Below are 22794 nucleotides of genomic sequence, written 5' to 3' on the forward strand. Positions count from 1 at the left end.
TAGCCTACTGATGTTTTGATTTACTTTATATAAGTTTATGCACAGCTTGTATAAAAATGTCTCCTCTTTCTTCAAATGTTTTAAATTGATCCCAGCTTGCACACGCTGGAGAAAGAAGAACGACATCACCATCTTTAGAATGAGCATAAGCTTTCACCACTGCTTCATCTAAAGTATCGACACTTTCAATTATATCTAATCCCGCTTTTTCTGCCGCTCTTACTAGTTTAGGAGCTGTTTGTCCAAATGTTACAATCGCTTTTACATTTTTGAAATACGGAATTAAATCATCGAATTCATTTCCGCGATCAAGCCCACCTGCTAGTAACACAATCGGTTGTGTAAACGCAGATAGTGCTTTCTCAGTCGCTAACATATTCGTTGCTTTTGAATCATTATAAAACTTACGGTTGTTAATCGTTGTTACATATTCTAAACGATGTTTTACACCCGTAAAACGTTTTAACACGACCGTAATTGCTTCATTAGAAGTACCTAATAATTTCGCAATACTCATCGCAGCTAAAATATTTTCTAGATTATGTTGACCAGGTAAAACGATATCGCTTACTTCAATAACTTTTTCACCTTTGAAATAAAGAGCGTTATCTTTTATACACGCACCATCTTCAATTTCTTTCGTTGTCGAAAACAGGATTTTTTGACCTTTAGAATACGCAGACAAAGCCATCACATCTGCATCATCCGCATTTATTACACTATAATCATTTTCTGTTTGGTTTTTAAAAATATTTGCTTTTGCTAAACCATATTCTTTCTTCGTCCCATGATAATCTAAGTGGGCCTCAAATAAATTTAAAAACGCAGCAATTTTAGGTTGGAACAATTCTACTCCCATCAATTGAAACGATGAAAGTTCTGTAACTACAACTTCATTTTCTTTTGCATCCTGTGCTACTTCACACGCTACAGTTCCAATGTTCCCTGCAATTACAGGATGCTTTTGTCCTTCTTTTAGCATTTCAAATGTCAGCATTGTCGTCGTCGTTTTACCGTTAGACCCCGTAATCCCAACAAATGGTGCTTCTGAAATACGATATGCTAATTCAACTTCCGTAACAATCGGAATTTGCTTTTCTTTCGCAGCAACTAATATTGGATTAGAATACGGGATTCCTGGATTTTTTACTACAAGAGAAATATTTCTCTCTAATAATTCTAAAGGATGACCACCGCATACAACGTCCATTCCTTTTGCTTGTAATTCTGCAGCAAGTACATTCTCTGCTAAAGGCTTTCCGTCATTTACAATAACATTTGCCCCTAACTTTTGTAACAATGTAGCTGCTGCATAACCACTTTTTGCAATGCCCAATACAAGAATATTCTTATTTTGAAATTCAGTTACAGTTTTCAATTACATCCACACCCCGATATAAATTCCTAACACAGCTAATAAAAATCCTGCAGACCAAAACGTCACAACAACACGCCACTCTGACCAACCACATAATTCATAGTGATGGTGTAATGGACTCATTTTAAAGACACGTTTTCCTGTTGTTTTAAATGAAATGACCTGAATGATAACCGATAAAGTTTCCATTACGAATACTCCGCCAATAATTACAAGTAGCAATTCTTGTTTTAATAAAATCGCTACAGCTGCAATGGCTCCACCTAAAGCTAATGAACCTGTATCTCCCATAAACACTTTTGCTGGATTCGCATTGAATACTAAAAATCCAAGTACAGCTCCTACAACTGCCATACAGAATATCGCTACTCCAAATTGCTCTTGTGCCACAGCAATAATACTAAATGCTCCAAATGCAATAGCAGCTGTTCCTGATAATAAACCATCTAAACCGTCAGTTAAGTTAACTGCATTTGATCCACCAATAAGCATAAATAGTACAAGTACGAAATACGCCCAACCTAATTCAAACTTAACATCCGTTCCCGGAATCATGATGTATGTGTGGAACGCTTGCCCTTTTCCAATTAAAAAGAATGCAATAGCAATAACAAGCTGACCTACTAATTTTTGCTTTGATGTTAAACCAAGATTTCTCTTCTTAACTACCTTTATGTAGTCATCTAAAAATCCAATCAATCCGTAACCAAACGTCACTAATAGTAATAACGAAACCTCTGCACCTAAATAATTAAACTTAATCGCCATAATAAGTGAAGTTACCATCATAGATACGTATATGACGATACCACCCATTGTCGGTGTCCCTGATTTTTTTTGATGTGACTTTGGTCCCTCATCACGAATACTCTGTCCGAACTTTAATTTTCTTAAAAATGGAATAAACAATGGCGAAAGGGCAACAGAAATTAAGAATGCTACCCCAGCCGTTACTAATAAACCTTGCTCAAGCACATGTAGTCCTCCTCTCACGTTGTTACTCTTCGTTGTTTAAACGCCCTGTAATTGCTTCTTTAGCAACTTCACGATCATCGAAATGATGAACTTCTTTACCAATAATTTGATACGTTTCATGCCCCTTACCAGCAATAATAATGATATCATCTGCTTTCGCTTTAGCGATTGCATGGTGTATTGCTTCTTTTCTATCAATGATCATTTCATAATTTTTCCCGCTTGCACCATGTACCATATCATCTAAAATAGCCGCTGGATCTTCACTTCTTGGATTATCTGATGTATAAATTGCATGAGTTGCATATTTTGTTGCAACACTTGCCATTATCGGTCTCTTCGTTCGGTCCCTATCGCCACCACAACCAACGATACAATACACATCACCTTTTGCAAATTGTTTTGCAGTTTTTAATACATTTTCTAAACTATCTGGCGTATGTGCGTAATCAACAATAACTGTATAATTTTGCCCTCCATCAACAACTTCAAAACGTCCTGGAACCCCAGCTAAATCCTTTATAACAGCAATGATTGTTTCTAATTTCACACCCGAAACAAGTCCTGCTGCTGTTGCTGCAAGTACGTTATATACATTAAATTTACCTATTAATTTCATCGTAACATTTACACTTTCATATGGTGTGACAAGCGTAAATGTAGTCCCGCCACTCGTCATAACGATATTTTTTGCCATAATATCACTTGTTGTATCAATACCATATGTTACAACTGTTGCTGCAGTACTTCTCATATACTCTTCTGTTACATTATCATCGCTATTCAGCACAGCGTACTTTTCACGATTATGATTATAACTATTGCCAAGCTGTGCAAATAGTAACCCTTTTGCATGTTTATATTCTTCCATCGTTTTATGATAGTCTAAATGATCTTGTGTTAAATTCGTAAACACCGCTACATCGTAATCACATCCGTGTACACGACCAAGATTTAACGCATGTGACGAAACTTCCATTACCGTGCTGTCCACACCTTGTTCAACCATTTTTGAAAACGTCTGTTGAAGTGTTAGTGCATCTGGTGTTGTATTTTTCACCTCAAATGTTTCATCACCGATTTTCATATTAATCGTTCCAATTAGCCCTGTTTTATGACCATGTGCTCGCATAATCTCATCCATAATATGCGATGTTGTTGTCTTTCCATTTGTACCTGTAATTCCGATTAAATGTAACTTGTGTGTCGGTTGACCATAAAAATAATCAGCTAAAACCGCTAACGAACGAAAAGTATTTTTCACAAGTACAACTGGAACGTCAACATCAATTGGTCTTTCCGCAACAATAGCAGCCGCTCCTTGTGCCGCTGCTTGCTTAGCAAAATCATGGCTATCAACCGTATATCCTTTCATACATACAAATAAGCTTCCCTCTTTCACTTTACGTGAATCAGCTTCTATAGATGTGATTTCTGGATTTTCTTTTGGAACAACTGGAAAATCATGCAAACATGATACAAGTGTATGCAACTTCATTTCACTAAACCCTCTCTACATTGTTTATTTATCTTTTTTCAGTAAGCAACACATTACCTCCTATATAAGGAGGTAAGTGCTACTGACCTATTTATGAATGAGACACTTACTGTCTCAAATTAAGTAACTGTTCTATAAAGAACTCACTTCCACCAATTGTACCATAAAACGTACTATGTTACCTTTAATTCCCGAAGTAAATTCTAATTTTTGAGCCTTCTTTTACTTTAGCTCCCGCTTCTGGTGATTGTTTAATTACTTTCTCTCCATCTCCACTTATATCAAGCTTCAAATCGACGAGTTGTGTTTGTAAGTCTTTCTTTTTCATTCCAATTAAATTCGGAACTTCCACAGTTGGTGTATCGCCCCATTTATATTCTTTCTCAACTTGTTCTTTTCTCGGTTTCACTCCCATAACAGGAAGCGCATCTCGAAGGATATTCCCGACAATCGGAGCTGCTACCACTCCACCAAACTGTGTAACCCCTTTTGGATTATCAACAGCAACATACACAACAATCTCTGGATCATCCGCTGGAGCAAATCCGATAAAAGATACTATATAATTATTCTCTAAATATTTACCATCTTTCACCTTTTGAGCAGTACCCGTTTTTCCACCTACACGATATCCATCAATATAAGCACCTTTACCAGAACCTTTCGCTACAACATTCTCTAATGCATAACGAACTTTTTCTGAAGTTTCCTTGGAAATAACTTTTCTTTTCTCAACAGGTGTCTTTTTACTAACAACTTGATTATTTTTCGGATCAATAAACTCCTTAGCTATATACGGCTGATACAATGTTCCACCATTTACAGCCGCCGCTACAGCTGCTACTTGTTGAATCGGTGTAACAGAAACCCCTTGGCCGAATGAAGTTGTTGCTTGCTCTACTGGACCAACTTTATCTAAATTAAATAAAATCCCACTGCCTTCACCTTGCAAGTCAATTCCAGTCTTCTGCCCAAAACCAAAATTACGAATGTATTTAAATAATCGGTCTTTACCAAGGCGATCACCAAGTTCAATAAATCCCGGGTTACATGAGTTTTGAACGACTTCTAAAAACGTTTGACTGCCATGACCTCCTGCTTTCCAGCATTTCAATCTAGCTCCACCTACTTCAGCTGCTCCATCATCATAAAACGTATCCTTCTCTAAGTCTACTAAATTTTCATTCAATGCTGCAGCTAATGTAATGATCTTAAATGTTGAACCAGGCTCATACGTACTCCATACAGGTAGATTTCTGTTATACACTTCTGGAGAGACACTTTGAAAATCCGCTGGGTCAAAACTCGGTCGACTAGACATACCTAAAATTTCACCATTTTTAGGATTCATTGCAATCGCAATCATACCGTCAGGATTATAAGTTGACTCCGCAATATTCATTTCTCTTTCCATAATCCTTGTAATACGCGCATCGATTGTTAATCCTAAATTTAAACCAGCTTCTGGCTTTTTGAAATCATCACCAACATTAGGCATCCTTTGTCCTTTCGCATCTGCAAAAAAACGCACATGACCTTTGTCCCCATTTAGCTCTTTATCATAATATTTTTCTAGTCCCATAAGACCTTGGTTATCGCTACCTGCAAAACCTAATACATGTGATAAAAAGTTTCCAAATGGATAGTACCGGATAGAATCCTCTGCGATATACACGCCCTTCAAACTTAATCCTCGTACTTCTTTCGCTTTGTCATGTGATATTTTCCTTCCGCCTTTATCTAACCTTACAATCGATTCTTTTTTTGTAATCCTTTTATAAATCTCATCTTTTTCCACACCTAATACTGCAGCTAACTTCTCTGCAGTCTCTGCTGGTTTTTCAATTTGCCTCGGTACAACAAAGACAGTTGGAGCACTTTTATTCGTGGCAAGTTCCACACCATTTCGGTCTAAAATTTTCCCACGTTCGGGTTCAAAAGTAATATTACGACTCCATGAATCTTTCGCACGATCCGTTAACATATTCCCAAGAAAAAATTGCACATATCCAAGACGAATATCGATAATAGTGAAAATAAGTATACCTGATATAAGTATAAAAATAAGTCGTTTTCTAACTGTTACATTTGATACACGCATATCGGAACAAGCCTCCCTTACGCCTAGCTTGTTCCAATATATGCTTGTACTTATTTAATTAGAACTTATTCTCTTTTACCATTACGGCTTTTCTGCTTCTTGCTGTGGTTCGAGTGGCGGTACGAGTGTGACACCTAATTCTGTACCAGGTTGTAATAATGTTCCTTCCGCCACACTTTGTTCTGTTACGTATCCTGTACCAGAAGGTTTCAAGTTAAGCTGTAATGTCTTCGCTAAATTCATAACATCACGCAGTGCCCATCCTTGTATATTTGGCATTGTAGGCTTATCTCCTACCAAGAAGACTCGGTCGCCTTTTAATGTTTGTTCAGTCGCTTTTGGTACTTGTTGCTGTACTTTCCCTTCACCTAGTACGATTGGACGAAGTTTTGCTTTATCAATCGCTTTCCCCGCTTCAGCCATCGTTTTACCAGTTACATCTGGAACAGTAGTTTGTTGTTCTTTCAGATGTTTTTTCGGATCTTTCACTTCATTTGGCTTAATCTTTAAATACTCTAAACTATTTTTTGTTACATATTTAAAAATATCAGCTAAAGGTTGTGCGCCGTTCTCATCATCTTTTAATTTCGGCTGTTTAACAGCTACATACACGACAAGTTGTGGATCGTCCATTGGTGCCATACCTAAGAATGAGAATATATAATTCTGTCTTCCTGTCATATAGCCGCCTTTTCCATCCGGAATTTGCGCTGTACCTGTTTTACCACCAACTGAATATCCATCAATTTTATAAGCTGTCCCTGTACCTTTCGGAGATGTAACAACACGTTCTAATAACTGTCTTACTTGCGCTGCTGTTTCCTTTGTAACAGGTTTTCCTACTTCTTCTGGCTTATGTTCTAATTTTACTTTGTCTGTTATCGGATCTACAATTTTATCAATTGCATAAGGTTTCATCATTTTCCCATCATTTGCAATGGCCGTTGCAGCTTGTACAAGCTGAATTGGTGTTACAGTGGAACCTTGTCCAAAAGCTGTTGTCACTTGTTGTATTTGCTGATCAAATAAAATTGTATTCGATCCTTCACCTGATAAATCAATGTTCGTTTTTTCATCTAATCCAAAACTATGAATATATTTTCGGAAACGTTCTGGACCAAGTTTTTGATCTCCTAAAATTGCAAACGCTACGTTTGAAGAACGCTCTACCCCTTCATCAAACGTGATAGAGCCCCAACCAGCACCGCCATTATGATCTTTTATTTTCCTATTTCCGACTTGATATGTCCCGGATTGATAATAATCTTGTCCTTTGTACACACCTTCATTAATAGCTGCCGCTAACGTAAAAATTTTCATTGTTGATCCAGGTTCAAATGCATTGGCAATCGCGTCATTGAAGAAATATTTAATTTGGCGATCATTAGGGTCATAACTAGGTTTAGTAGACATCGCTAATATTTTCCCAGTTTTCGGATCTGCAACAATCCCTATTAAACTTTCTGGCTCATATTGCTTACTTGCTGCTTTCATCGCGTCTTCTAAATAACTTTGGACACGTTGATCAATTGTTAAATAAGCATTATCTCCATTTTTAGGTGCCTTTACATTAACTTTTCCCCCATCAAGGGACACACCTTTACGATCACCTGTATATGCTACTTCTCCATTCGAAGCACTTAAGTATTTATCCAAGCTTTTCTCTATGCCAAATTGACCTACCGAGGTTCCATTCTCATTTGGTTTTGCATGACCTATAACGTAAGATGCAAAATCACCGTTTGGATACACCCTTGCATTTTCTGTAATAAAAGATATTCCCGGCAACTTCAACGCTTCTATTTGTTCCTTCTTTTCTTTCGTCAAATCCTTGCCTAACGTTCCAAATTCGACTTGACTTCTACCTTCCTTGTTTAAAGAAGCTAAAATATCCTCTTCGCCTTTTCCAAGTACTCCTGCAATTTTCTTTGCAGTATCTTCTTTATTCTCAACTGAGTTAGCACCTTTTAGTGCAGCTACCATTTTGTAAGAGTTTGCGTCTTGCGCTAACACATGACCGTTTTGATCATAAATGGTTCCTCGGTTCGCTTCAAGAACTCCTTTTTTACTATGCTTTTGTTTAGCAAGTGCATCTAAATCCTGATTATGAACGGTTCCTGTTGATTGTATGTAAAAAAATCGGGCTAATAACAGCAAAAAGAGCAGGAGGAAAAATATCATAAAATAACCTGCTCCCTTATTGGTATGAAATTTAGTCATATTCTTCTTCATCGTTCCTTCACACCTATTGCCTTATTTGAGGCCTTTCACATTATTCGCATTAATTTCTAGCCCATGTTTTTTTGCAACTTCAGCGATTCGTTCATAGCGACTTAACTTCTCTACTTCAGCTTGTAATTCTTGATTTTCTTTTTGCTGCTGTACAATTTTTTCTTCTATCGTCGCTGCTTCTACATTAACTTGATAAAGGCCTGCTTTATTTCCAATAAACGCGACACAGGCATACAATAAAAAGCCAATAAACGCTACATACAACAGTTTTTCGATTCTTGTAATTTTCGCTTTAACCTTCGGCTTAGCCATCTGCTGTGGGGGCGTTTGAATTTGCACCTCTTCTTGCGCTTGTTGTTTGTACTTTACAGCTAAATTAGTCATACCTCTCTCTCCCTTTTATCGTTTTTCAGCGATTCTCAACTTCGCAGAACGCGCACGATTATTTTCTTCTAGCTCTATATCAGAAGGTAAAATCGGTTTTCTTGTAATAAGCTTTAATTTCGGCTTAAATTCATCAGGAATAATCGGTAATCCTGGCGGCAATTGTGGCGTTGTACTATTTCGCTTAAACGTTGTTTTACAAATACGATCTTCTAATGAATGGAATGTTATAACACTAACCCTTCCACCTGGCTTAACCATCTCAATAGCAGATTCCAATGCTTCTTCAAATACTTTTAATTCATCGTTTACAGCTATACGAATTGCCTGAAACACTCGCTTAGCAGGATGCCCACCCGTTCTACGAGCAGGAGCCGGAATACCTTCTTTAATTAGCTCTACTAATTCTCCTGTCGTTTCAATAGCTTTATTCTCACGATAAGCTTCAATTTTTCTTGCAATTTGTTTTGAAAATTTCTCTTCACCGTATTGGAAGAAAATCCTTACAAGTTGTTCATATGACCAGCTATTTACAACATCGTACGCTGTTAATGGGGCATCTTGATCCATCCGCATATCTAGCGGTGCATCATGATGATAACTAAAGCCTCGTTCTGGTGTATCTAATTGTGGGGATGAAACACCTAAATCAAATAAAATACCGTCTACTTCTGTTATACCTATTTCCTGCAGTTTTTCAGCTAAATAACGGAAGTTACTCTTTACTGTTATAAACTGTTCACCGTATGAAGAGAACTTTTCTTTCGCGTTTTGAATCGCTATCTCATCTTGATCAAACGCTATTAATTTTCCACCTTCAGTTAATTGGGATAATAAATAAGAACTATGTCCTCCTCCCCCCAGTGTACAATCTACATATGTACCATCTGGCTTTATATCTAAGCCGTCTACTGTTTCCTTTAAAAGCACTGTTACGTGTTTAAACATTGTTGCACCTACTCTTTTTCCAATTAATTATGTTGAATGTATCCCTTCCTCTAAACACATATTTCACGCTTAGAGAATGAAATAATACGAAAGAACGACTCATTTAACTTACCAACAAAGGCAACATACTATACAAATCGCTATTTTCTTTTATTATATACTAAATTTTATCATCTTTTGCGGGAATTTAAATAAAAAACTGTCGAAAAAGCGAATAATACGTTTACATTTTGTGCTATTTTGTCATATATTTAAGTATCCAACACAATTGCCATATTTAACACTTTTTGATTGATAATTCAGAAAAAAATCACTTCACAGTAAATTCAACGGAATAAAAATAAAATCCTGCTCCAAAGAGCAAGATTTTATAGTTTTATAACATGATGTTTTCCGTCCCAAGAAAAAGGGTTTTCCATTACACGATCAACGAAATCCAAACCAAACTGATTTAAATAATAACATACATTCCACACACGTTCTTGCGGTGCACCTAATGGACGAAGTGCGAATTGTATACGGCGGAATTTATTTAGCTGAACCTCATACTTTTTCTCAACATTTCTTTTCAACATTCTTTCCAGCAGTTCAATTTGTTCATTAATTTTCAATTCGTTTTTCCCTGCAAACGCACCTAACCCTGGCTCTATTTTCTTTACAAATTGCTGTAAAGATGTATGAATATCGGCAATTTCTTTTTTCGCCTTTTCAAAATGATCATCAATCGGTTCCTCTATTTGATTAGACAACCAGTTTTCACGCAATTTATCGACATCATTTAAAAACGGATCACTTTCTCTCAATTGCAAATCAAATAAATCCGTCGCTATATCTCTCTCCACATAAGTAATTGTAAGACGAGGAACGACAGGTGGCATTTGAAAACCGACAGTATGGAATACTTGTTGTAATTCACTCCAATAAGCTAATTCTCCTGGACCTCCAATAAATGCGAGCGTAGGAAATACATACTCTTGCATAAGAGGACGTGTTACAACATTATTACTAAAACGCGCCGGATTTCTCTCCATCTCTTCAATCAACTCTTCGTATGAAAAGGAATGCGCCCCATCCTTTCCAACAAACTTACCTTGTTGATCTTCAAGCAATACTCGTTCATTATCTATTTCCATGAATATATGCACTGCATGAGACTTCGTTTCAATAATCGGTTTGTATCCTAGTTCTTTAATTACTTCTTGCTGATTACGAAGCCCCTCTTGTACCTCTTTATACTTACTTATAATTCGCTTGAAAAATGGAATTTCTAACTTTCTTAATTCAGGATGATGTGAATCAACAAGGATTAAACCAGAATTAGCAAAGATTTTCGTAATAAGATGAGCAAAGAAATCTACATACGTATTCGATTTTTTCAAAGCATCATCAACAAATTTTAATACATCCTTTGTAAAATTTGTTTCTGGGTATGTTTTAAAAATCTCTTCAATCCAATTTCTACAATCTTCAACAGAAAGTTCAGACTCAGAAGCACTCGCCTTTTTCGGATTACGGTCATAAAAAATAGTTTTTTTCATCTTTTTATTTTTCGCTACAAAAGTATGGTTAATCTCATCCATATCATGGTCTTCACCCGCAATCCAGAAGACAGGGACAACTTTAACTCCTAAACTTTCTTCCTTTTCCTTTGCAAGCTGTAAAATTGAAATAACTTTATGAATTGTATAAAGCGGTCCAGTTAATAACCCTGCTTGTTGTCCAGCTATAACAACATATGTATTTTCATCTCCAAGCGCTTTTACATTTTGAAGTGTAGATTCTCCCGCTTGTAATTTTGTATTATATTCTAATAAATGCGCTACTAAATCTTGGCGGAAAAACTCCCTTTCACGCAAATCATGTAAACGTTGTTTAAAAGCATCTTCTGTTAACATATAATCAAAACATGACTGTATCTCTTTTTTACCGTTCATATAGTCCGCTACAACACCTTGTTGCGGAACAGAGATTTCTTTTATCTCCATATAATTCTTCCTTTCGTATCCAGTTCTCTCACCAATCCACATTGTAGTCAATGTTTCACGTAAAAGCAAAGAATAACACTTATACTCTTGTTTCTAACCCTTTTATTGCATCGAACAAAAATTGAAGTGTCGGAACTGGTAGTTGCTGTTTCTTAGCTTCTTCTAATACATATCCAACAATCGCATTAATTTCCGTCTGTCTATTCGCTCTTACATCCGCTAACATAGAGGATGTATTACGAGACGTTCCTTCACACACATTTCGTACCATTTGCCATACCATTTCTTTTTCTCCTCTAATAAGAAATGCGACCTCCTGAAACACTTGCTCCATCATTTGATAAAAAAAACGATTCGTGATTAATTCACCATTCTTAACTCCCAATAGTGCTGTCAATGGATTGATACATACATTTACTACTAATTTTTTGTGCATAATCTCTTCCCAATCCGTTTCTATTTGAACTGGAAAATAAGTAACAGGAAAATAACGGAATATTTTCTTGAAATGTATAGATTGACCACAAACCACTCCAAATTTTGTTACCCCTATCCCAGTATGATGAACGATATGCCCTCCCTCTTTTTTCGCACCATGTTCTACAATACCAACAGCTATATTTTCACTCCCTATTTTCAGCATCTTTTGAAGATGCGACATTCCGTTTTGCAAAAAGATTAATGATGATGCCCCTTCCACAAACGGTAGTACGTCATCTATATGATATTGCTTCACAGAAATAAATATATAATCTAAATTTTGTGCTACCATACTTTCTATCGGTAAAACAGATGGATATACTGTTTCACATCTTCCATCTCTAATACAAGTTACACCTGTTTCATTCAACTCTTCAGCCTGCTTAGCCGTTCTTGTAAACAACGTAACATCTTGGTTACTTTTTTGTAAATAAAATGTATACAATAGACCAATAGCACCTGGTCCGACAACTCCAATTTTCATTTTCACACAAGGGATTCACATTAAGCGCCCTTGCCTCCCCTCCTTTTTATATCTTTTTAAAGTACATGAGCACGCCCTATAATTTCGTTGTCCTCTGTCAAACAAATACACTCTCTTTTTTCGCTATGTATAATACTGCCTATTAATACACTTATACTCTTAGTTTAGCAAATCCTCAAAAAAATAATAAAAGAAATATACTATCTTCTTCATAAAAATAAAAAAATGAGTTATAATATTATTGTAAATATTTTTACTTTTCTGCATTCAACAAGATAACAAAAGGATGTGATGTAATGGGATTCCCAAAAGTTGAGCGCTTGCTCATCAATTATAAAACGTTAGATGAATTCAAAAAATTTAAAGGGTGCGGAGCCCAGGAACTATCTATGCTGGAAGAATTGCAAGCAAACATTATTGAAAACGACAGTGAATCTCCATTTTATGGCATTTATTATGGTGGATCACTAATCGCACGTATGAGTCTATATATGAAAAGAAACGGCGGAGAACCATTCGAAATTACAGGTCCTTACCTAGAACTTTATAAACTTGAAGTATTACCAACTTTTCAAAAACAAGGATTCGGGCAAATGCTTGTAAATCATGCGAAACAAATGCAATTTCCTATTAAAACAATAGCACGTATTCATTCAGCTGGTTTTTGGGATAAATTAAATTTCAACCCCGTATCAGTAACTGATGGTGATTTTTATATTTGGCATCCAGAAACAAATTTGAATGCGGTTACAAACGAAGAATCGGCTTAAAAAATAAAAAAACAGCTGTATAACAGCTGTTTTTTATTTCTTAAGCTTCTCTAACTTCTCATTCGAGCGAGCATTGTTTCTTTCCGCTACCATTACACTTCTTTTTTGATCGATATAATCAAGTAATGTTCTATACTCTTCTTCATATACTGATAATCGCTCCAGAAGGCGCTCTCTTTCTGTTTGTAATGATTCAACTTGTTGTTGCAACACCGTTAAAGAGTTTTCATCTTTATAATTTTGCAAGAAATCAATAACATCATTCAACGTAATTGACGTAGGTTCTAACACCTTTGTCTCTTTCACTTCATAATGTTCTACTTTACGAAGTTGCTTTGCTTCCTCAATACGTTCTTTATATTGCTTTCTTACGTAAGAATTCCATCTAAACCCACATGCTGCTGGTGTACGAGATAAATTTTTTCCCACTTCCTTAAAGGCAGAAAGTTGTGTTCCACCTTCTCGAATATGCCGGAGTACTACTTCTGCCAGAAGCAAATCTTCATCATCAGTCCAAGCATCTTGTCTTGTTGTCGCCATCTCTCTAGTCCTCCCTATGCATTTTTTATTAAGCATATGCAGTTACTAGAAAAGATAGAATACAACAACTAAAGATTAAGACAAAAAAAAATAAACGCAGAAGATATCTTCTGCGTTTATTTTCCCGCAATTACTTGCTGATTACTTCTTTACCTTTGTAAGTACCGCATGCTTTACATACACGGTGAGCTAATTTCGCTTCACCACAGCTTGGGCACTCTACCATACCAGGTACTGATAATTTGAAATGCGTACGACGCTTTCTTTTTACTGTTTTAGAAGTTCTTCTAAAAGGTACAGCCATTCTTCCCACCTCCTTAAAAGAAATAGTTATTTTCATATGAAGGCCTGAACCAGTCTTCCGATTATTTGTCAAAAAACTTTGCAAGTCCTGCCAATCTTGGATCAACAGTCTTTTCTTTGTCTTCTTCCGAAATCACTTGCCAGTCTTGACCTTGCGTCGGTGCTCCACCAGAAACATCATCACTGAAAATTTGCATTGGAATCTCCAAAAGTATATTTTCCTTGATTACGGGCAGTAAGTCAAGTACTTCTCCTTCTAAAGAATGAATTTCAGCTTCAGTTTCAAATTCTTCTTGTGAAGTTTGGAACACCTCAGTTGTTTTAATGTCAAATGGTAATGTCACATCTACTAAAGAGCGAGAACATGGTAAAACCATGCTTCCAGTTATATGTAGATGAAACGTAAACTTACCGGAGCCAAAATCAACTCTTCCCGTTACATGAACAGGATTAATTTCACGAATATCTTTCTCGACCTCTTTTAGCTCACTTACATCTACCATCTCATCCAATGTCAATCCTTTATTTCTCAATTTATTCAATTGATGGATGGACCATTTCATATCATATCACCTCAAGGCAACAAACAAAATTATAGCTAGCCATTTTATATTTGTCAATGTTTTTTCTTTACACTATAATGAAGTCATCATAGTAAATAATATATAGAGTATCACGTTTTTCAAAAAGATGCTACATCGAAAGGAGAGATTACCATAAAAGCTGGTGGTATTGTTGTTGAATATAACCCTTTTCATAACGGTCATCTTTATCATGTGCAACAGACAAAAAAGTTAACACAATCCGATATAATAATTGCCGTTATGAGTGGTCCTTTTTTACAGCGTGGTGAGCCCGCACTCATTTCCAAATGGTATCGCACTAAAATGGCCTTAGCAAACGGCGTAGACCTTGTTGTAGAGCTTCCATACGTCTTTGCAACACAAAAGGCTGAAACCTTCTCAAATGGTGCTATTTCCATTTTAAATGCCCTACGTGTTTCCGAAATTTGTTTCGGTAGTGAGGATGGACAAATCGAAAATTTTTATAATACCATCTCCATACAAAAAAACGAAGAAGAGACTTTTAACTGCCTTGTAAAACAATTCATGGACGCTGGTAATAGTTATGCAAAAGCAACATCGGATGCTTTCTCACACATTTTAACATCTGAAAAAAACATAGATATGTCACAACCAAATAATATTTTAGGCTTCCAATATATGAAAGCAATTCTGTCACAAAATAGCTCTATACAAGCTCAAACTATAAAAAGATTTGCCTCTCATTATCATGATGAAACATTTAATGACCAACATATTGCAAGCGCGACAAGCATCCGAAAACAACTCTTTAGCGAAGAAGGATCATTTACAACAATTGAACCTTTTCTCCCACAGGCAACCACTTCGCTTTTAGCAAATTACAAACAAAACTACGGGATATTACATAATTGGGAACAATACTTTTCATTTTTTAAATATAGACTCATGACGATGTCTTCAGGGGACTTACGACATATATATGAAATAGAAGAAGGTTTAGAGCATCGTATTTTATCAAAAATACAAAACAGTTCCTCCTTCTATTCATTCATGGAAGCATTAAAAACAAAACGTTATACATGGACTAGATTACAAAGAGCTTGTACACACATTTTAACAAACACAACAAAAGAGGATATACGTAGCGCAAATATAGAACAACACGCACCATATATTCGCCTGCTAGGCATGTCACAAAAAGGACAAACTTACCTTTCAAAAAATAAGAAAAAAATCGAACTTCCAATCCTTACTCATACAAAAACATTCGACCATGCCGCTTTAGATATAGAGAAAAAAGCAAACTCTGTATATTTCTCCATCATGCACGAACCGTTACGCACACAACTATTAAAACAGGATATAACACACCATCCTATTCGCTATGATGAAACAACTACAAAATTCCTATAAAAAACCTCTCTATTTCAGAGAGGTTTTTTCCTTATCCATCTTTTCTAAATATGTTAACGCATCATCCAGCGTATCCACTGGTACAATTTTCATTTTTGTTTTAATATCCTTTGCAGTCTCAAGTGCATCTTTATAGTTCGATTTCTCCGCACCTTTTTCATTTGGCGCAAAGAACACTTCAGCCCCAGCATCGCTAGCAGCCACCACTTTTTGATTTATACCACCAATCGGGCCCACTTCTCCTTTTTCATTAATTGTACCTGTTCCAGCTATTTCATGTCCTTTCGTTAAGTCTTCTTCCACAAGTTGATTATATATTTCTAATGTGAACATTAAACCTGCGGATGGTCCACCAATTTCATTAGAATTAATTTTCACTTTCGGATCGACCACTAGTTCTCTTTCCGTAACGATAGAAACACCTATACCGACACGTCCATTCCCATTAGGAATCGTCTTTACATTTAAATTCTCTTTCAATTGTTTTCCATTTCTCATGTACTCAATACTTACAGCATCATTTTCTTTTTTCCCTGTCATATATTCAATAAATTGCTCCGTCTTTTCAAATGTTTTTCCGTCAACAGCTATAATAACATCACCAAGCTTAAGCTTTCCTTCTGACGGCATTCCTTTTGCCACACCAGCAACTAATACACCTTTATTTTCAAAAGATACTGAGCGATTTGCACGTTTATATGCATTATAAATCGCTGCATTTTGTGAATCTTTCATCGCATAATTTTGGCGAAATTGATATTCTTCATCACTCTCACCTTTTTGCAATATTTCTTCCGCTTTCGAAATATGTGTATATTTATTAAACTGTGCCGCTATTAAATTCACCACATTTGCTGGTCCCATTGAAACCGTAACAAGCATAAAATCACCAGATTCTTTCGTTCCACCCTCAACTTGAACATAAGGCTCTAATTTGGCAGCCATTCCTGGTTTTGTTATATAATACGGTAAACGTACGTAAACAAGTAACATCGCCAATATAACCCCTATTAAGATTGCATATATAAACCGAAAACGCTTAAACATTATGTTTCTCCTTCCACTGCTCAATTAATAAATAAATATTTGAAATATGTTTTTCTGCTTCTACTTCTCCAACTCGAATAATGTCTTCAATGTTTGTAAAAGCACGTGAACTAAATTGCTCTACAGCTGGTCGCATCATTAAATCCGATGCAATTTGCCGATTCATTACAAGCTCATGCTGCATAATTTCAATACTTTGCATGATTACGTCATAAATGGACGTAACATCACCATTTACCTTAATTGGAGATACATCAACAGCGATAACAATATCGGCCCCTAACTCTTTCACAACCGATACTGGGATGCGATCAATGACCCCACCATCCACTAATAATCTTCCATCTATTTTTTCTGGTACAAACACTCCAGGAACAGATATGCTAGCCCTCACCGCATCTGCAACTGGCCCACTTGTAAAAACCACTTTTTCCCCCTTCAATATGTCAGTAGCCACAACAGCCGTCGGGATATCTAACTCTTCTAAATTTTTATTATATGTAAACATTTTAATCATATCTTTGACACGTTTTCCAGCAATAAATCCCATTTTCGGTACCGTGAAATCTAAATAATACTTCCGCTTAAAAACAGATGCTAATTTATACAATCTTTCAACGTTACTACTTGCCGCATAAAACGTACCTATTAGCGCCCCCATACTACTTCCTGCAATCATGTGAATAGGGATACCCGCTTCCCTTAAAACCTTTATTACACCAATATGAGCAAACCCTTTCGCTCCTCCAGACCCAAGTGCTAAACCAATCTTTGGTTCTTTCATTTTTCTCACCCTTTAATTTTTTTCATTCCTTTTTCATACTTATGGTCTAAATTCACTACGTATCCACGTATACTGAAATGAACGTTTTTTGGGACAAAGGGGGATTTACTTACATGTATGAAAAATGGAAAACCGCTTTCCTTACCATATCAACGCTATTTTTAACCTTTTCTCTTGTACTCCACCCCCAAGCCGCTTTGCAAGCTTCTATTCGCGGGTTAAATATATGGTGGGAAGTTGTATTCCCTTCACTACTACCGTTTTTCATCATTGCGGAACTTCTAATTAGTATCGGTGTTGTAAAATTTATTGGCGTTATATTAGAACCACTCATGCGCCCACTTTTTCGCGTTCCAGGGATAGGCGGATTTGTTTGGGCGATGGGAATGGCTTCTGGTTTCCCTGCAGGCGCCAAATTAAGCGCTAGACTACGAAAAAGCAATCTTTTAACTCAGATTGAAGCAGAGCGCCTCGTTTCTTTCACAAATTCTTCTAATCCACTTTTTATTTTCGGTGCTGTGTCTATCGGTTTTTTTAATAATCCGAAATTAGGAATTATATTAGCCGCTGCCCATTATTTCAGTAACTTTGCTGTCGGATTAATTATGCGTTTTTACGGCGATAATACCGCTTACAAAATTAATACACACACTACAAAAAAACGTCGCTTTCAAAACCCTTTTTTAATCCTTCACGAGACACGCTTACAAGAAAAAAGACCAATTGGTAAATTACTTGGGGATGCCATTGTTTCTTCTATTCAAACATTACTTATGATTGGCGGATTTATTATTTTATTCTCTGTGTTAAATAAAATGATTACTGTATTTCACATTACAGCAGCTCTTTCTTTTATTATGCAACATATTTTATCATTCTTCCAACTAAGTACAGATTTTAGTATACCTATATTATCAGGTATTTTCGAAATGACACTCGGAAGCCAAATGATTAGTCAAATAAATGAAACACCGCTCTTACAACAAGCTATGGTAACAAGCTTCATTTTAGCATTTAGTGGTCTTTCTATTCAGGCACAAGTTGCTAGCATATTAGCTGAAACAGATATCCGATTTAAACCCTATTTTTTCGCACGAATTATTCAAAGTATTCTTGCCCCTATTTTTACATTTGTATTTTGGACACCATTTTATGAGAAAGTGAGTTCTTTCTCGCCTATGCCAAAAGATATTCCTGTATTTTTATCCGAACATCCTTCTATACTACATGAAATTTGGACATCTTTTATACATTATGGACCAATTTTCACATTATTTTGTCTATACTTATATGTTATTTTATTATTTTTGCGCACATATAAAGAAAAACCCCGTTCACTTTAACGGGGTTTGAAACTTTTCTTTTAAAGCACGTTCTACAATAGGAGGTACAAGATCTACTACACTTCCTCCATACCTCGCAACTTCTTTTACAATACTCGAGCTTAAAAATGAATATTGATTGTTTGTCATAATAAAAAATGTTTCAATATTTTCATCTAATTTTCGATTCATAGAAGTAATTTGCATCTCATATTCAAAATCAGAAACTGCTCGTAAACCACGTAATATTGCATTTGCATTACGCATTTTTGCATACTCTACTAATAGCCCACTATGTGAATCTACTTTTACATTCGGGATATCCTTTGTCGCTTCTCGAATTAATTCTAATCGCTCTTCAACTGAAAAGAATGGTTTTTTTGATGAATTGTTTAAAACGACTACGTACACCTCATCAAATACTTTTGCTCCCCTTTTAATAATATCCAGATGCCCAAGGGTAATTGGATCAAAACTTCCTGAAGAAATAGCTATACTTGTCATTCTGTCCCCTCACCTTCATACTTATAAATCGATATTGCAGTAATCCCATAATTCTCAGCTCGTACTTTTACAAGCCTTCCTATTGAATTAGGTAAAACTACATCATTACCATGCTCTGCCATAATTAATCCATCACTATGTAGCAATCCATGTTGATCCATTATACTAATTAAAGATACAATTTTTTGCTCTTTATATGGAGGATCTATCAATATAAGATCGAATGACATTTCACGTTTTATTAGCGCCTTTACTGCACGTTCAGCATCATTTCGATATACTTCAGCTTGTTCCTGTACTCTACAACTTTCTAAATTTTGATGAATTACTTTTATCGCTTTACTATCCCGATCAACAAAAATTGCTTTATCAATCCCTCTGCTCAAAGCCTCAATTCCAAGACCACCACTACCACCAAATAAATCAAGGGCGATACCACCATCAAAATAAGGACCTATCATATTAAAAATAGATTCTTTTACTTTATCTGTCGTTGGACGTGTTGTATTACCAGGAACCGCTTTAAGCGGGTGTCCTTTACATTTTCCTGAAACTACTCTCATCTGTTGTCACTACCTTTATTTCAATCTATCGAGCGATTATAGAAAGCCATTCCCACTTCGGTAACCGTTAACAAACCACATTCACCTAACTATAGGAAAACTCGGCCTCAAATAACCTCTCGTTATTTTTATGTATTCATCTCATCATTCACTAATATGAACCCAATATGTATATTAGTTCCACTTTATCTTTTTTATCCTATCACAAAATAAAAAAAAGAAAAATAAAAAGCCCAACATAAAATTTAATTTCATTATGTATATCTTCATTTAGATTGGACATAAATAATTATAACAACATCACCTTCGATGTTGTTGCCAACCGCGGAGAAGACTTACGTTTCCCCATAAGTTCTTCCTCCGGTTTCTCCTCTCCCTTTGCCTTCTTACTAGTACATGCTAGTATAAGAAGGGCCCTGCTATGCAGGGTTTTTTTTCTTTGTGTGCTTTTCATTTAAAAAGTGAAATGGTACAGTAAAAGAAAGAGGAGGAAAAGATATGATTCAACGCTTTATAGAACTTGGAGAAGGCTACTCTGATTTATATGAATTACTTGAAATTGCCAAAACAAATCAAGAACGTATAGCACATATGTTACAATTTGAAACGATAAAAAACGATAAAAAAGTATGTTCGCTTGTTGTAATATTAAAACCAACTACTACTGGTGATTTCCAACCATTATACATATGTCGTGAAGGCATTCCTGTATTTGAAAATAAAAAAAGTAAACGTGTCATTTTATTTGAAGAAACGGCAGAACAACTCGGAAAAAAAGTGGCTACCTTTACTGTAAAACCATCTACAACTTTCCCAGAAAAAGAACTATTTTTTAATCATTTAATTGGTATTTTACGAATGAACAATTTCATTCCTCCGATGAAATAACACGTTATTTCAAGTGAAAAATCCCCGGCTAAATTTAGCCGGGGATTTTTTCTATTAGCTATAATCGTATTCTTTTGCTCGATCAGGACGGGAATTTTCAAATTCCGTTTTTAAATACGGGCGATACGACTGTTCTATCTTTTTCACAAAAGGAAGTTTGTTCAACTTATGCATCATATGCTCAATTTGTTCCATATCACAATATACTACAGCATATTTTAATCGTTTTGATATGTAATGTATGTTACCATATTTCCTTAAAATCTTGGCATGTTTCAATGAATGTAAATAAACAATCATACTTTGTCGTTGCCCGAACATAATCTTCTCCATCTTCTCCTTTTAAAAACATATATTTTATATTCTATGAAAACCAATCAGAAATTTATAACATTACAGGACAAACTCTGTATACGTTTTCTTCCAACTTCTAAAAAACGGGGTACATCACCCCGTTTTTTTACAACCACAACCTCCGCCAGTACCACAACCTCCACCACAGCCACCAGCATCAAAGAATGGATTTCCTGTTGGCACTTTAATGGAAGAAGACACTTCCGAACCGATTGCTACACTAACTTCGTCTAATAACTTCTGCAAAGCAGTTTCTGCTCTTTTAAAAGCTGCAACCTTATCATGTAAGTCCACAGAACGCTTTAATTCTCTCATTTTCATTGACACGGTAGTATAGTCAGGATGGTATTTTCCAAAACGCTGTACTTCCTCATACCGTTCTTTCATCGCTGTAAATTGCTGAATGAGCGTCTGAAGTTCCATATCTTCATGTAATTCTCTATAATACTTACGATAATCTTCTGCTATATCTGAACAGATAATCGCTTTTGCAAGCTGCTCTGCCTTATCTAATATTAATACGCTTTCTAGCGTCGCTACAATCATGAGAGACACCTCCGAGTATCCATCATACCACATTTAGATTAGAACTACTAATTGAAGTGACTTACTCAAAAGAAAGATATAATGAAACTATTTTTACACTATATCCGTACACACTTATACATTAATATGTTCCGCTATATTATATTTAAGAACATCCCACTTTCCACTATTTTGTTTCACATAACTAATACACGCATTTTTTAATGGTGTCTTAAATGTAATTTCATCTGGTTCAATGGCATGTAAAATCGCTTTTATCGCGTGTGAGTGAGCAACAATAATAATACGTTTGCCAAAATGAGTTGTCGCAACATCTTCTAAAGCAGCAAAGCAACGAGCTACAATCTCTTCATCTCGCTCCATACCTTCTACTTTACCTTCAGCAATCAACTCTCTAACAGCCGCAACCGGCTTCCCTGAAGCTTCTCCAAAATTCCGTTCAACAAATCGCTCATCTAATAAAATCGATTGTAATCCAACTGTCTTTGCAATTTCATTAGCCGTTTCTTGCGCTCTAATTAACGGGCTACTTATAATGATATCCCACGTTTCTTCTTGTAAAGCAGCTGCACTCTGACTCGCTTGCTTCTTACCAACTTCATTAAGCGGAATATCTTCTCGCCCCTGAATAATTTCTTGAAAATTCCAATCAGTTTGTCCATGTCGTACTAAACAAATTTCCGTCATGCTGCAACTCCTTTTTAAATAATCAACCTCTATTGTAACAAAAGTTCTGCATGACGGACATAT

23 protein-coding genes are annotated in these 22794 nt (G+C 35.9%); 4 read left to right on the forward strand and 19 right to left on the reverse strand.

Features of this window, described 5'->3' with window-relative positions; all coding sequences use genetic code 11:
• Nucleotides 1–25: 25 nt before the first annotated feature.
• From murD to panE, 9 genes are all read right to left on the reverse strand, one after another.
• Nucleotides 26–1378, reverse strand: coding sequence for a UDP-N-acetylmuramoyl-L-alanine--D-glutamate ligase (gene murD, locus ACTL4X_RS19815; protein WP_000860115.1), 1353 nt, complete (start codon nucleotides 1376–1378; stop codon nucleotides 26–28).
• Nucleotides 1379–2353, reverse strand: coding sequence for a phospho-N-acetylmuramoyl-pentapeptide-transferase (gene mraY / locus ACTL4X_RS19820; protein WP_000893060.1), 975 nt, complete (start codon nucleotides 2351–2353; stop codon nucleotides 1379–1381).
• A 22-nt stretch (nucleotides 2354–2375) separates the two neighbouring features.
• The gene (murE, locus tag ACTL4X_RS19825) at nucleotides 2376–3851 is read right to left on the reverse strand and encodes a UDP-N-acetylmuramoyl-L-alanyl-D-glutamate--2,6-diaminopimelate ligase (RefSeq protein ID WP_000766320.1); all 1476 of its coding nucleotides are present in this window, start codon (nucleotides 3849–3851) and stop codon (nucleotides 2376–2378) included.
• A gap of 184 nt (nucleotides 3852–4035) precedes the next feature.
• Entirely contained in the window at nucleotides 4036–5952 is a 1917-nt protein-coding gene (locus tag ACTL4X_RS19830) for a stage V sporulation protein D (RefSeq protein ID WP_001266234.1), read from the reverse strand.
• 81 nt (nucleotides 5953–6033) lie between these two features.
• Nucleotides 6034–8184, reverse strand: a complete 2151-nt coding sequence (locus ACTL4X_RS19835) for a penicillin-binding protein (protein WP_000739960.1) — start codon at nucleotides 8182–8184, stop codon at nucleotides 6034–6036.
• 21 nt (nucleotides 8185–8205) lie between these two features.
• The gene (ftsL, locus tag ACTL4X_RS19840) at nucleotides 8206–8568 is read right to left on the reverse strand and encodes a cell division protein FtsL (RefSeq protein WP_000182804.1); all 363 of its coding nucleotides are present in this window, start codon (nucleotides 8566–8568) and stop codon (nucleotides 8206–8208) included.
• Nucleotides 8569–8583: 15 nt separating this feature from the next.
• Nucleotides 8584–9516: a 16S rRNA (cytosine(1402)-N(4))-methyltransferase RsmH gene (rsmH, locus tag ACTL4X_RS19845; RefSeq protein WP_000472508.1), complete on the reverse strand. Its 933-nt coding sequence runs from the start codon at nucleotides 9514–9516 to the stop codon at nucleotides 8584–8586.
• A gap of 368 nt (nucleotides 9517–9884) precedes the next feature.
• The gene (bshC, locus tag ACTL4X_RS19850; RefSeq protein ID WP_016125157.1) at nucleotides 9885–11501 is read right to left on the reverse strand and encodes a bacillithiol biosynthesis cysteine-adding enzyme BshC; all 1617 of its coding nucleotides are present in this window, start codon (nucleotides 11499–11501) and stop codon (nucleotides 9885–9887) included.
• 79 nt (nucleotides 11502–11580) lie between these two features.
• Entirely contained in the window at nucleotides 11581–12465 is an 885-nt protein-coding gene (gene panE, locus ACTL4X_RS19855) for a 2-dehydropantoate 2-reductase (RefSeq protein ID WP_142244312.1), read from the reverse strand.
• 296 nt (nucleotides 12466–12761) lie between these two features.
• Between panE and ACTL4X_RS19860 the strand changes: the two genes are divergently transcribed.
• Entirely contained in the window at nucleotides 12762–13235 is a 474-nt protein-coding gene (locus ACTL4X_RS19860) for an N-acetyltransferase (protein WP_000506694.1), read from the forward strand.
• A 33-nt stretch (nucleotides 13236–13268) separates the two neighbouring features.
• Here ACTL4X_RS19860 and ACTL4X_RS19865 read toward each other — a convergent pair whose 3' ends face one another.
• From ACTL4X_RS19865 to ACTL4X_RS19875, 3 genes are all read right to left on the reverse strand, one after another.
• Nucleotides 13269–13775, reverse strand: coding sequence for an RsfA family transcriptional regulator (locus tag ACTL4X_RS19865; RefSeq protein WP_000246467.1), 507 nt, complete (start codon nucleotides 13773–13775; stop codon nucleotides 13269–13271).
• Between the two features lie 130 nt (nucleotides 13776–13905).
• A complete protein-coding gene (rpmF, locus tag ACTL4X_RS19870; RefSeq protein ID WP_001984764.1) occupies nucleotides 13906–14079 on the reverse strand; it encodes a 50S ribosomal protein L32 in 174 nt (57 codons plus the stop codon).
• Between the two features lie 61 nt (nucleotides 14080–14140).
• Nucleotides 14141–14641 carry a YceD family protein gene (locus tag ACTL4X_RS19875; protein ID WP_000872149.1) on the reverse strand — a complete coding sequence of 167 codons (501 nt, stop codon included), beginning with the start codon at nucleotides 14639–14641 and terminating at the stop codon, nucleotides 14141–14143.
• 213 nt (nucleotides 14642–14854) lie between these two features.
• Here ACTL4X_RS19875 and ACTL4X_RS19880 point away from each other — a divergent pair, with 213 nt between their 5' ends.
• Entirely contained in the window at nucleotides 14855–16036 is a 1182-nt protein-coding gene (locus tag ACTL4X_RS19880; protein WP_256941546.1) for a nucleotidyltransferase, read from the forward strand.
• A 9-nt stretch (nucleotides 16037–16045) separates the two neighbouring features.
• On the opposite strand, the gene ACTL4X_RS19885 is transcribed toward ACTL4X_RS19880, so the two are convergent.
• Nucleotides 16046–17083, reverse strand: a complete 1038-nt coding sequence (locus ACTL4X_RS19885) for a SepM family pheromone-processing serine protease (RefSeq protein ID WP_000476281.1) — start codon at nucleotides 17081–17083, stop codon at nucleotides 16046–16048.
• Complete coding sequence (locus ACTL4X_RS19890; protein ID WP_000662588.1) at nucleotides 17076–17867, reverse strand: patatin-like phospholipase family protein; 792 nt, start codon at nucleotides 17865–17867, stop codon at nucleotides 17076–17078. The genes ACTL4X_RS19885 and ACTL4X_RS19890 overlap by 8 nt, the downstream gene beginning before the upstream one ends.
• Before the next feature lie 113 nt (nucleotides 17868–17980).
• On the opposite strand from ACTL4X_RS19890, the gene ylbJ reads away from it, so the two are divergent.
• Nucleotides 17981–19210 (forward strand): sporulation integral membrane protein YlbJ, encoded by a 1230-nt coding sequence (gene ylbJ / locus ACTL4X_RS19895; protein WP_000273082.1) that lies wholly within the window; start codon nucleotides 17981–17983, stop codon nucleotides 19208–19210.
• Here the strand turns inward: ylbJ and coaD are convergent.
• Both coaD and rsmD read right to left on the reverse strand, forming a co-directional pair.
• Nucleotides 19202–19693, reverse strand: coding sequence for a pantetheine-phosphate adenylyltransferase (gene coaD, locus ACTL4X_RS19900; RefSeq protein WP_000200601.1), 492 nt, complete (start codon nucleotides 19691–19693; stop codon nucleotides 19202–19204). The two genes, ylbJ and coaD, sit on opposite strands and share 9 nt — an antisense overlap.
• Nucleotides 19690–20256: a 16S rRNA (guanine(966)-N(2))-methyltransferase RsmD gene (gene rsmD, locus ACTL4X_RS19905; protein WP_001266978.1), complete on the reverse strand. Its 567-nt coding sequence runs from the start codon at nucleotides 20254–20256 to the stop codon at nucleotides 19690–19692. Before rsmD ends, coaD begins: the two co-directional genes overlap by 4 nt.
• A gap of 498 nt (nucleotides 20257–20754) precedes the next feature.
• Between rsmD and ACTL4X_RS19910 the strand changes: the two genes are divergently transcribed.
• Entirely contained in the window at nucleotides 20755–21144 is a 390-nt protein-coding gene (locus ACTL4X_RS19910; RefSeq protein ID WP_000616017.1) for a DUF7147 family protein, read from the forward strand.
• Between the two features lie 54 nt (nucleotides 21145–21198).
• On the opposite strand, the gene ACTL4X_RS19915 is transcribed toward ACTL4X_RS19910, so the two are convergent.
• The 3 genes from ACTL4X_RS19915 to ACTL4X_RS19925 all read right to left on the reverse strand — a co-directional run bounded on the left by ACTL4X_RS19915 (nucleotide 21199) and on the right by ACTL4X_RS19925 (nucleotide 22731).
• Nucleotides 21199–21465, reverse strand: a complete 267-nt coding sequence (locus ACTL4X_RS19915) for a YlbG family protein (RefSeq protein WP_002082261.1) — start codon at nucleotides 21463–21465, stop codon at nucleotides 21199–21201.
• A gap of 126 nt (nucleotides 21466–21591) precedes the next feature.
• Nucleotides 21592–22044 carry a YlbF family regulator gene (locus ACTL4X_RS19920; RefSeq protein WP_000634366.1) on the reverse strand — a complete coding sequence of 151 codons (453 nt, stop codon included), beginning with the start codon at nucleotides 22042–22044 and terminating at the stop codon, nucleotides 21592–21594.
• Between the two features lie 114 nt (nucleotides 22045–22158).
• On the reverse strand, nucleotides 22159–22731 hold the full coding sequence (locus tag ACTL4X_RS19925) for a histidine phosphatase family protein (protein ID WP_000134946.1): 573 nt from the start codon (nucleotides 22729–22731) through the stop codon (nucleotides 22159–22161).
• Nucleotides 22732–22794: the final 63 nt, after the last annotated feature.

Origin of the sequence: Bacillus sp. RE35, from assembly GCF_052146655.1 — a bacterium.
Lineage (GTDB): Bacteria > Bacillota > Bacilli > Bacillales > Bacillaceae_G > Bacillus_A > Bacillus_A cereus.

Excerpts from the sequence above, each read along its gene's own strand:
- murE (WP_000766320.1), bottom strand. The coding sequence starts at position 3,851 with ATGAAGTTGCATACACTTGTATCATGTTTGCATGATTTTCCAGTTGTT.
- ylbJ (WP_000273082.1), top strand. The coding sequence starts at position 17,981 with ATGTATGAAAAATGGAAAACCGCTTTCCTTACCATATCAACGCTATTT.
- ftsL (WP_000182804.1), bottom strand. The coding sequence starts at position 8,568 with ATGACTAATTTAGCTGTAAAGTACAAACAACAAGCGCAAGAAGAGGTG.
- ACTL4X_RS19885 (WP_000476281.1), bottom strand. The coding sequence starts at position 17,083 with ATGTTTAAGCGTTTTCGGTTTATATATGCAATCTTAATAGGGGTTATA.
- ACTL4X_RS19890 (WP_000662588.1), bottom strand. The coding sequence starts at position 17,867 with ATGAAAGAACCAAAGATTGGTTTAGCACTTGGGTCTGGAGGAGCGAAA.
- ACTL4X_RS19910 (WP_000616017.1), top strand. The coding sequence starts at position 20,755 with ATGATTCAACGCTTTATAGAACTTGGAGAAGGCTACTCTGATTTATAT.
- rsmH (WP_000472508.1), bottom strand. The coding sequence starts at position 9,516 with ATGTTTAAACACGTAACAGTGCTTTTAAAGGAAACAGTAGACGGCTTA.
- bshC (WP_016125157.1), bottom strand. The coding sequence starts at position 11,501 with ATGGAGATAAAAGAAATCTCTGTTCCGCAACAAGGTGTTGTAGCGGAC.
- ACTL4X_RS19860 (WP_000506694.1), top strand. The coding sequence starts at position 12,762 with ATGGGATTCCCAAAAGTTGAGCGCTTGCTCATCAATTATAAAACGTTA.
- ACTL4X_RS19920 (WP_000634366.1), bottom strand. The coding sequence starts at position 22,044 with ATGATTGTAGCGACGCTAGAAAGCGTATTAATATTAGATAAGGCAGAG.
- coaD (WP_000200601.1), bottom strand. The coding sequence starts at position 19,693 with ATGACAAGTATAGCTATTTCTTCAGGAAGTTTTGATCCAATTACCCTT.
- ACTL4X_RS19915 (WP_002082261.1), bottom strand. The coding sequence starts at position 21,465 with ATGTTCGGGCAACGACAAAGTATGATTGTTTATTTACATTCATTGAAA.
- ACTL4X_RS19865 (WP_000246467.1), bottom strand. The coding sequence starts at position 13,775 with ATGGCGACAACAAGACAAGATGCTTGGACTGATGATGAAGATTTGCTT.
- ACTL4X_RS19925 (WP_000134946.1), bottom strand. The coding sequence starts at position 22,731 with ATGACGGAAATTTGTTTAGTACGACATGGACAAACTGATTGGAATTTT.
- rpmF (WP_001984764.1), bottom strand. The coding sequence starts at position 14,079 with ATGGCTGTACCTTTTAGAAGAACTTCTAAAACAGTAAAAAGAAAGCGT.
- ACTL4X_RS19835 (WP_000739960.1), bottom strand. The coding sequence starts at position 8,184 with ATGAAGAAGAATATGACTAAATTTCATACCAATAAGGGAGCAGGTTAT.
- panE (WP_142244312.1), bottom strand. The coding sequence starts at position 12,465 with ATGAAAATTGGAGTTGTCGGACCAGGTGCTATTGGTCTATTGTATACA.
- rsmD (WP_001266978.1), bottom strand. The coding sequence starts at position 20,256 with ATGAGAGTAGTTTCAGGAAAATGTAAAGGACACCCGCTTAAAGCGGTT.
- ACTL4X_RS19875 (WP_000872149.1), bottom strand. The coding sequence starts at position 14,641 with ATGAAATGGTCCATCCATCAATTGAATAAATTGAGAAATAAAGGATTG.
- ACTL4X_RS19830 (WP_001266234.1), bottom strand. The coding sequence starts at position 5,952 with ATGCGTGTATCAAATGTAACAGTTAGAAAACGACTTATTTTTATACTT.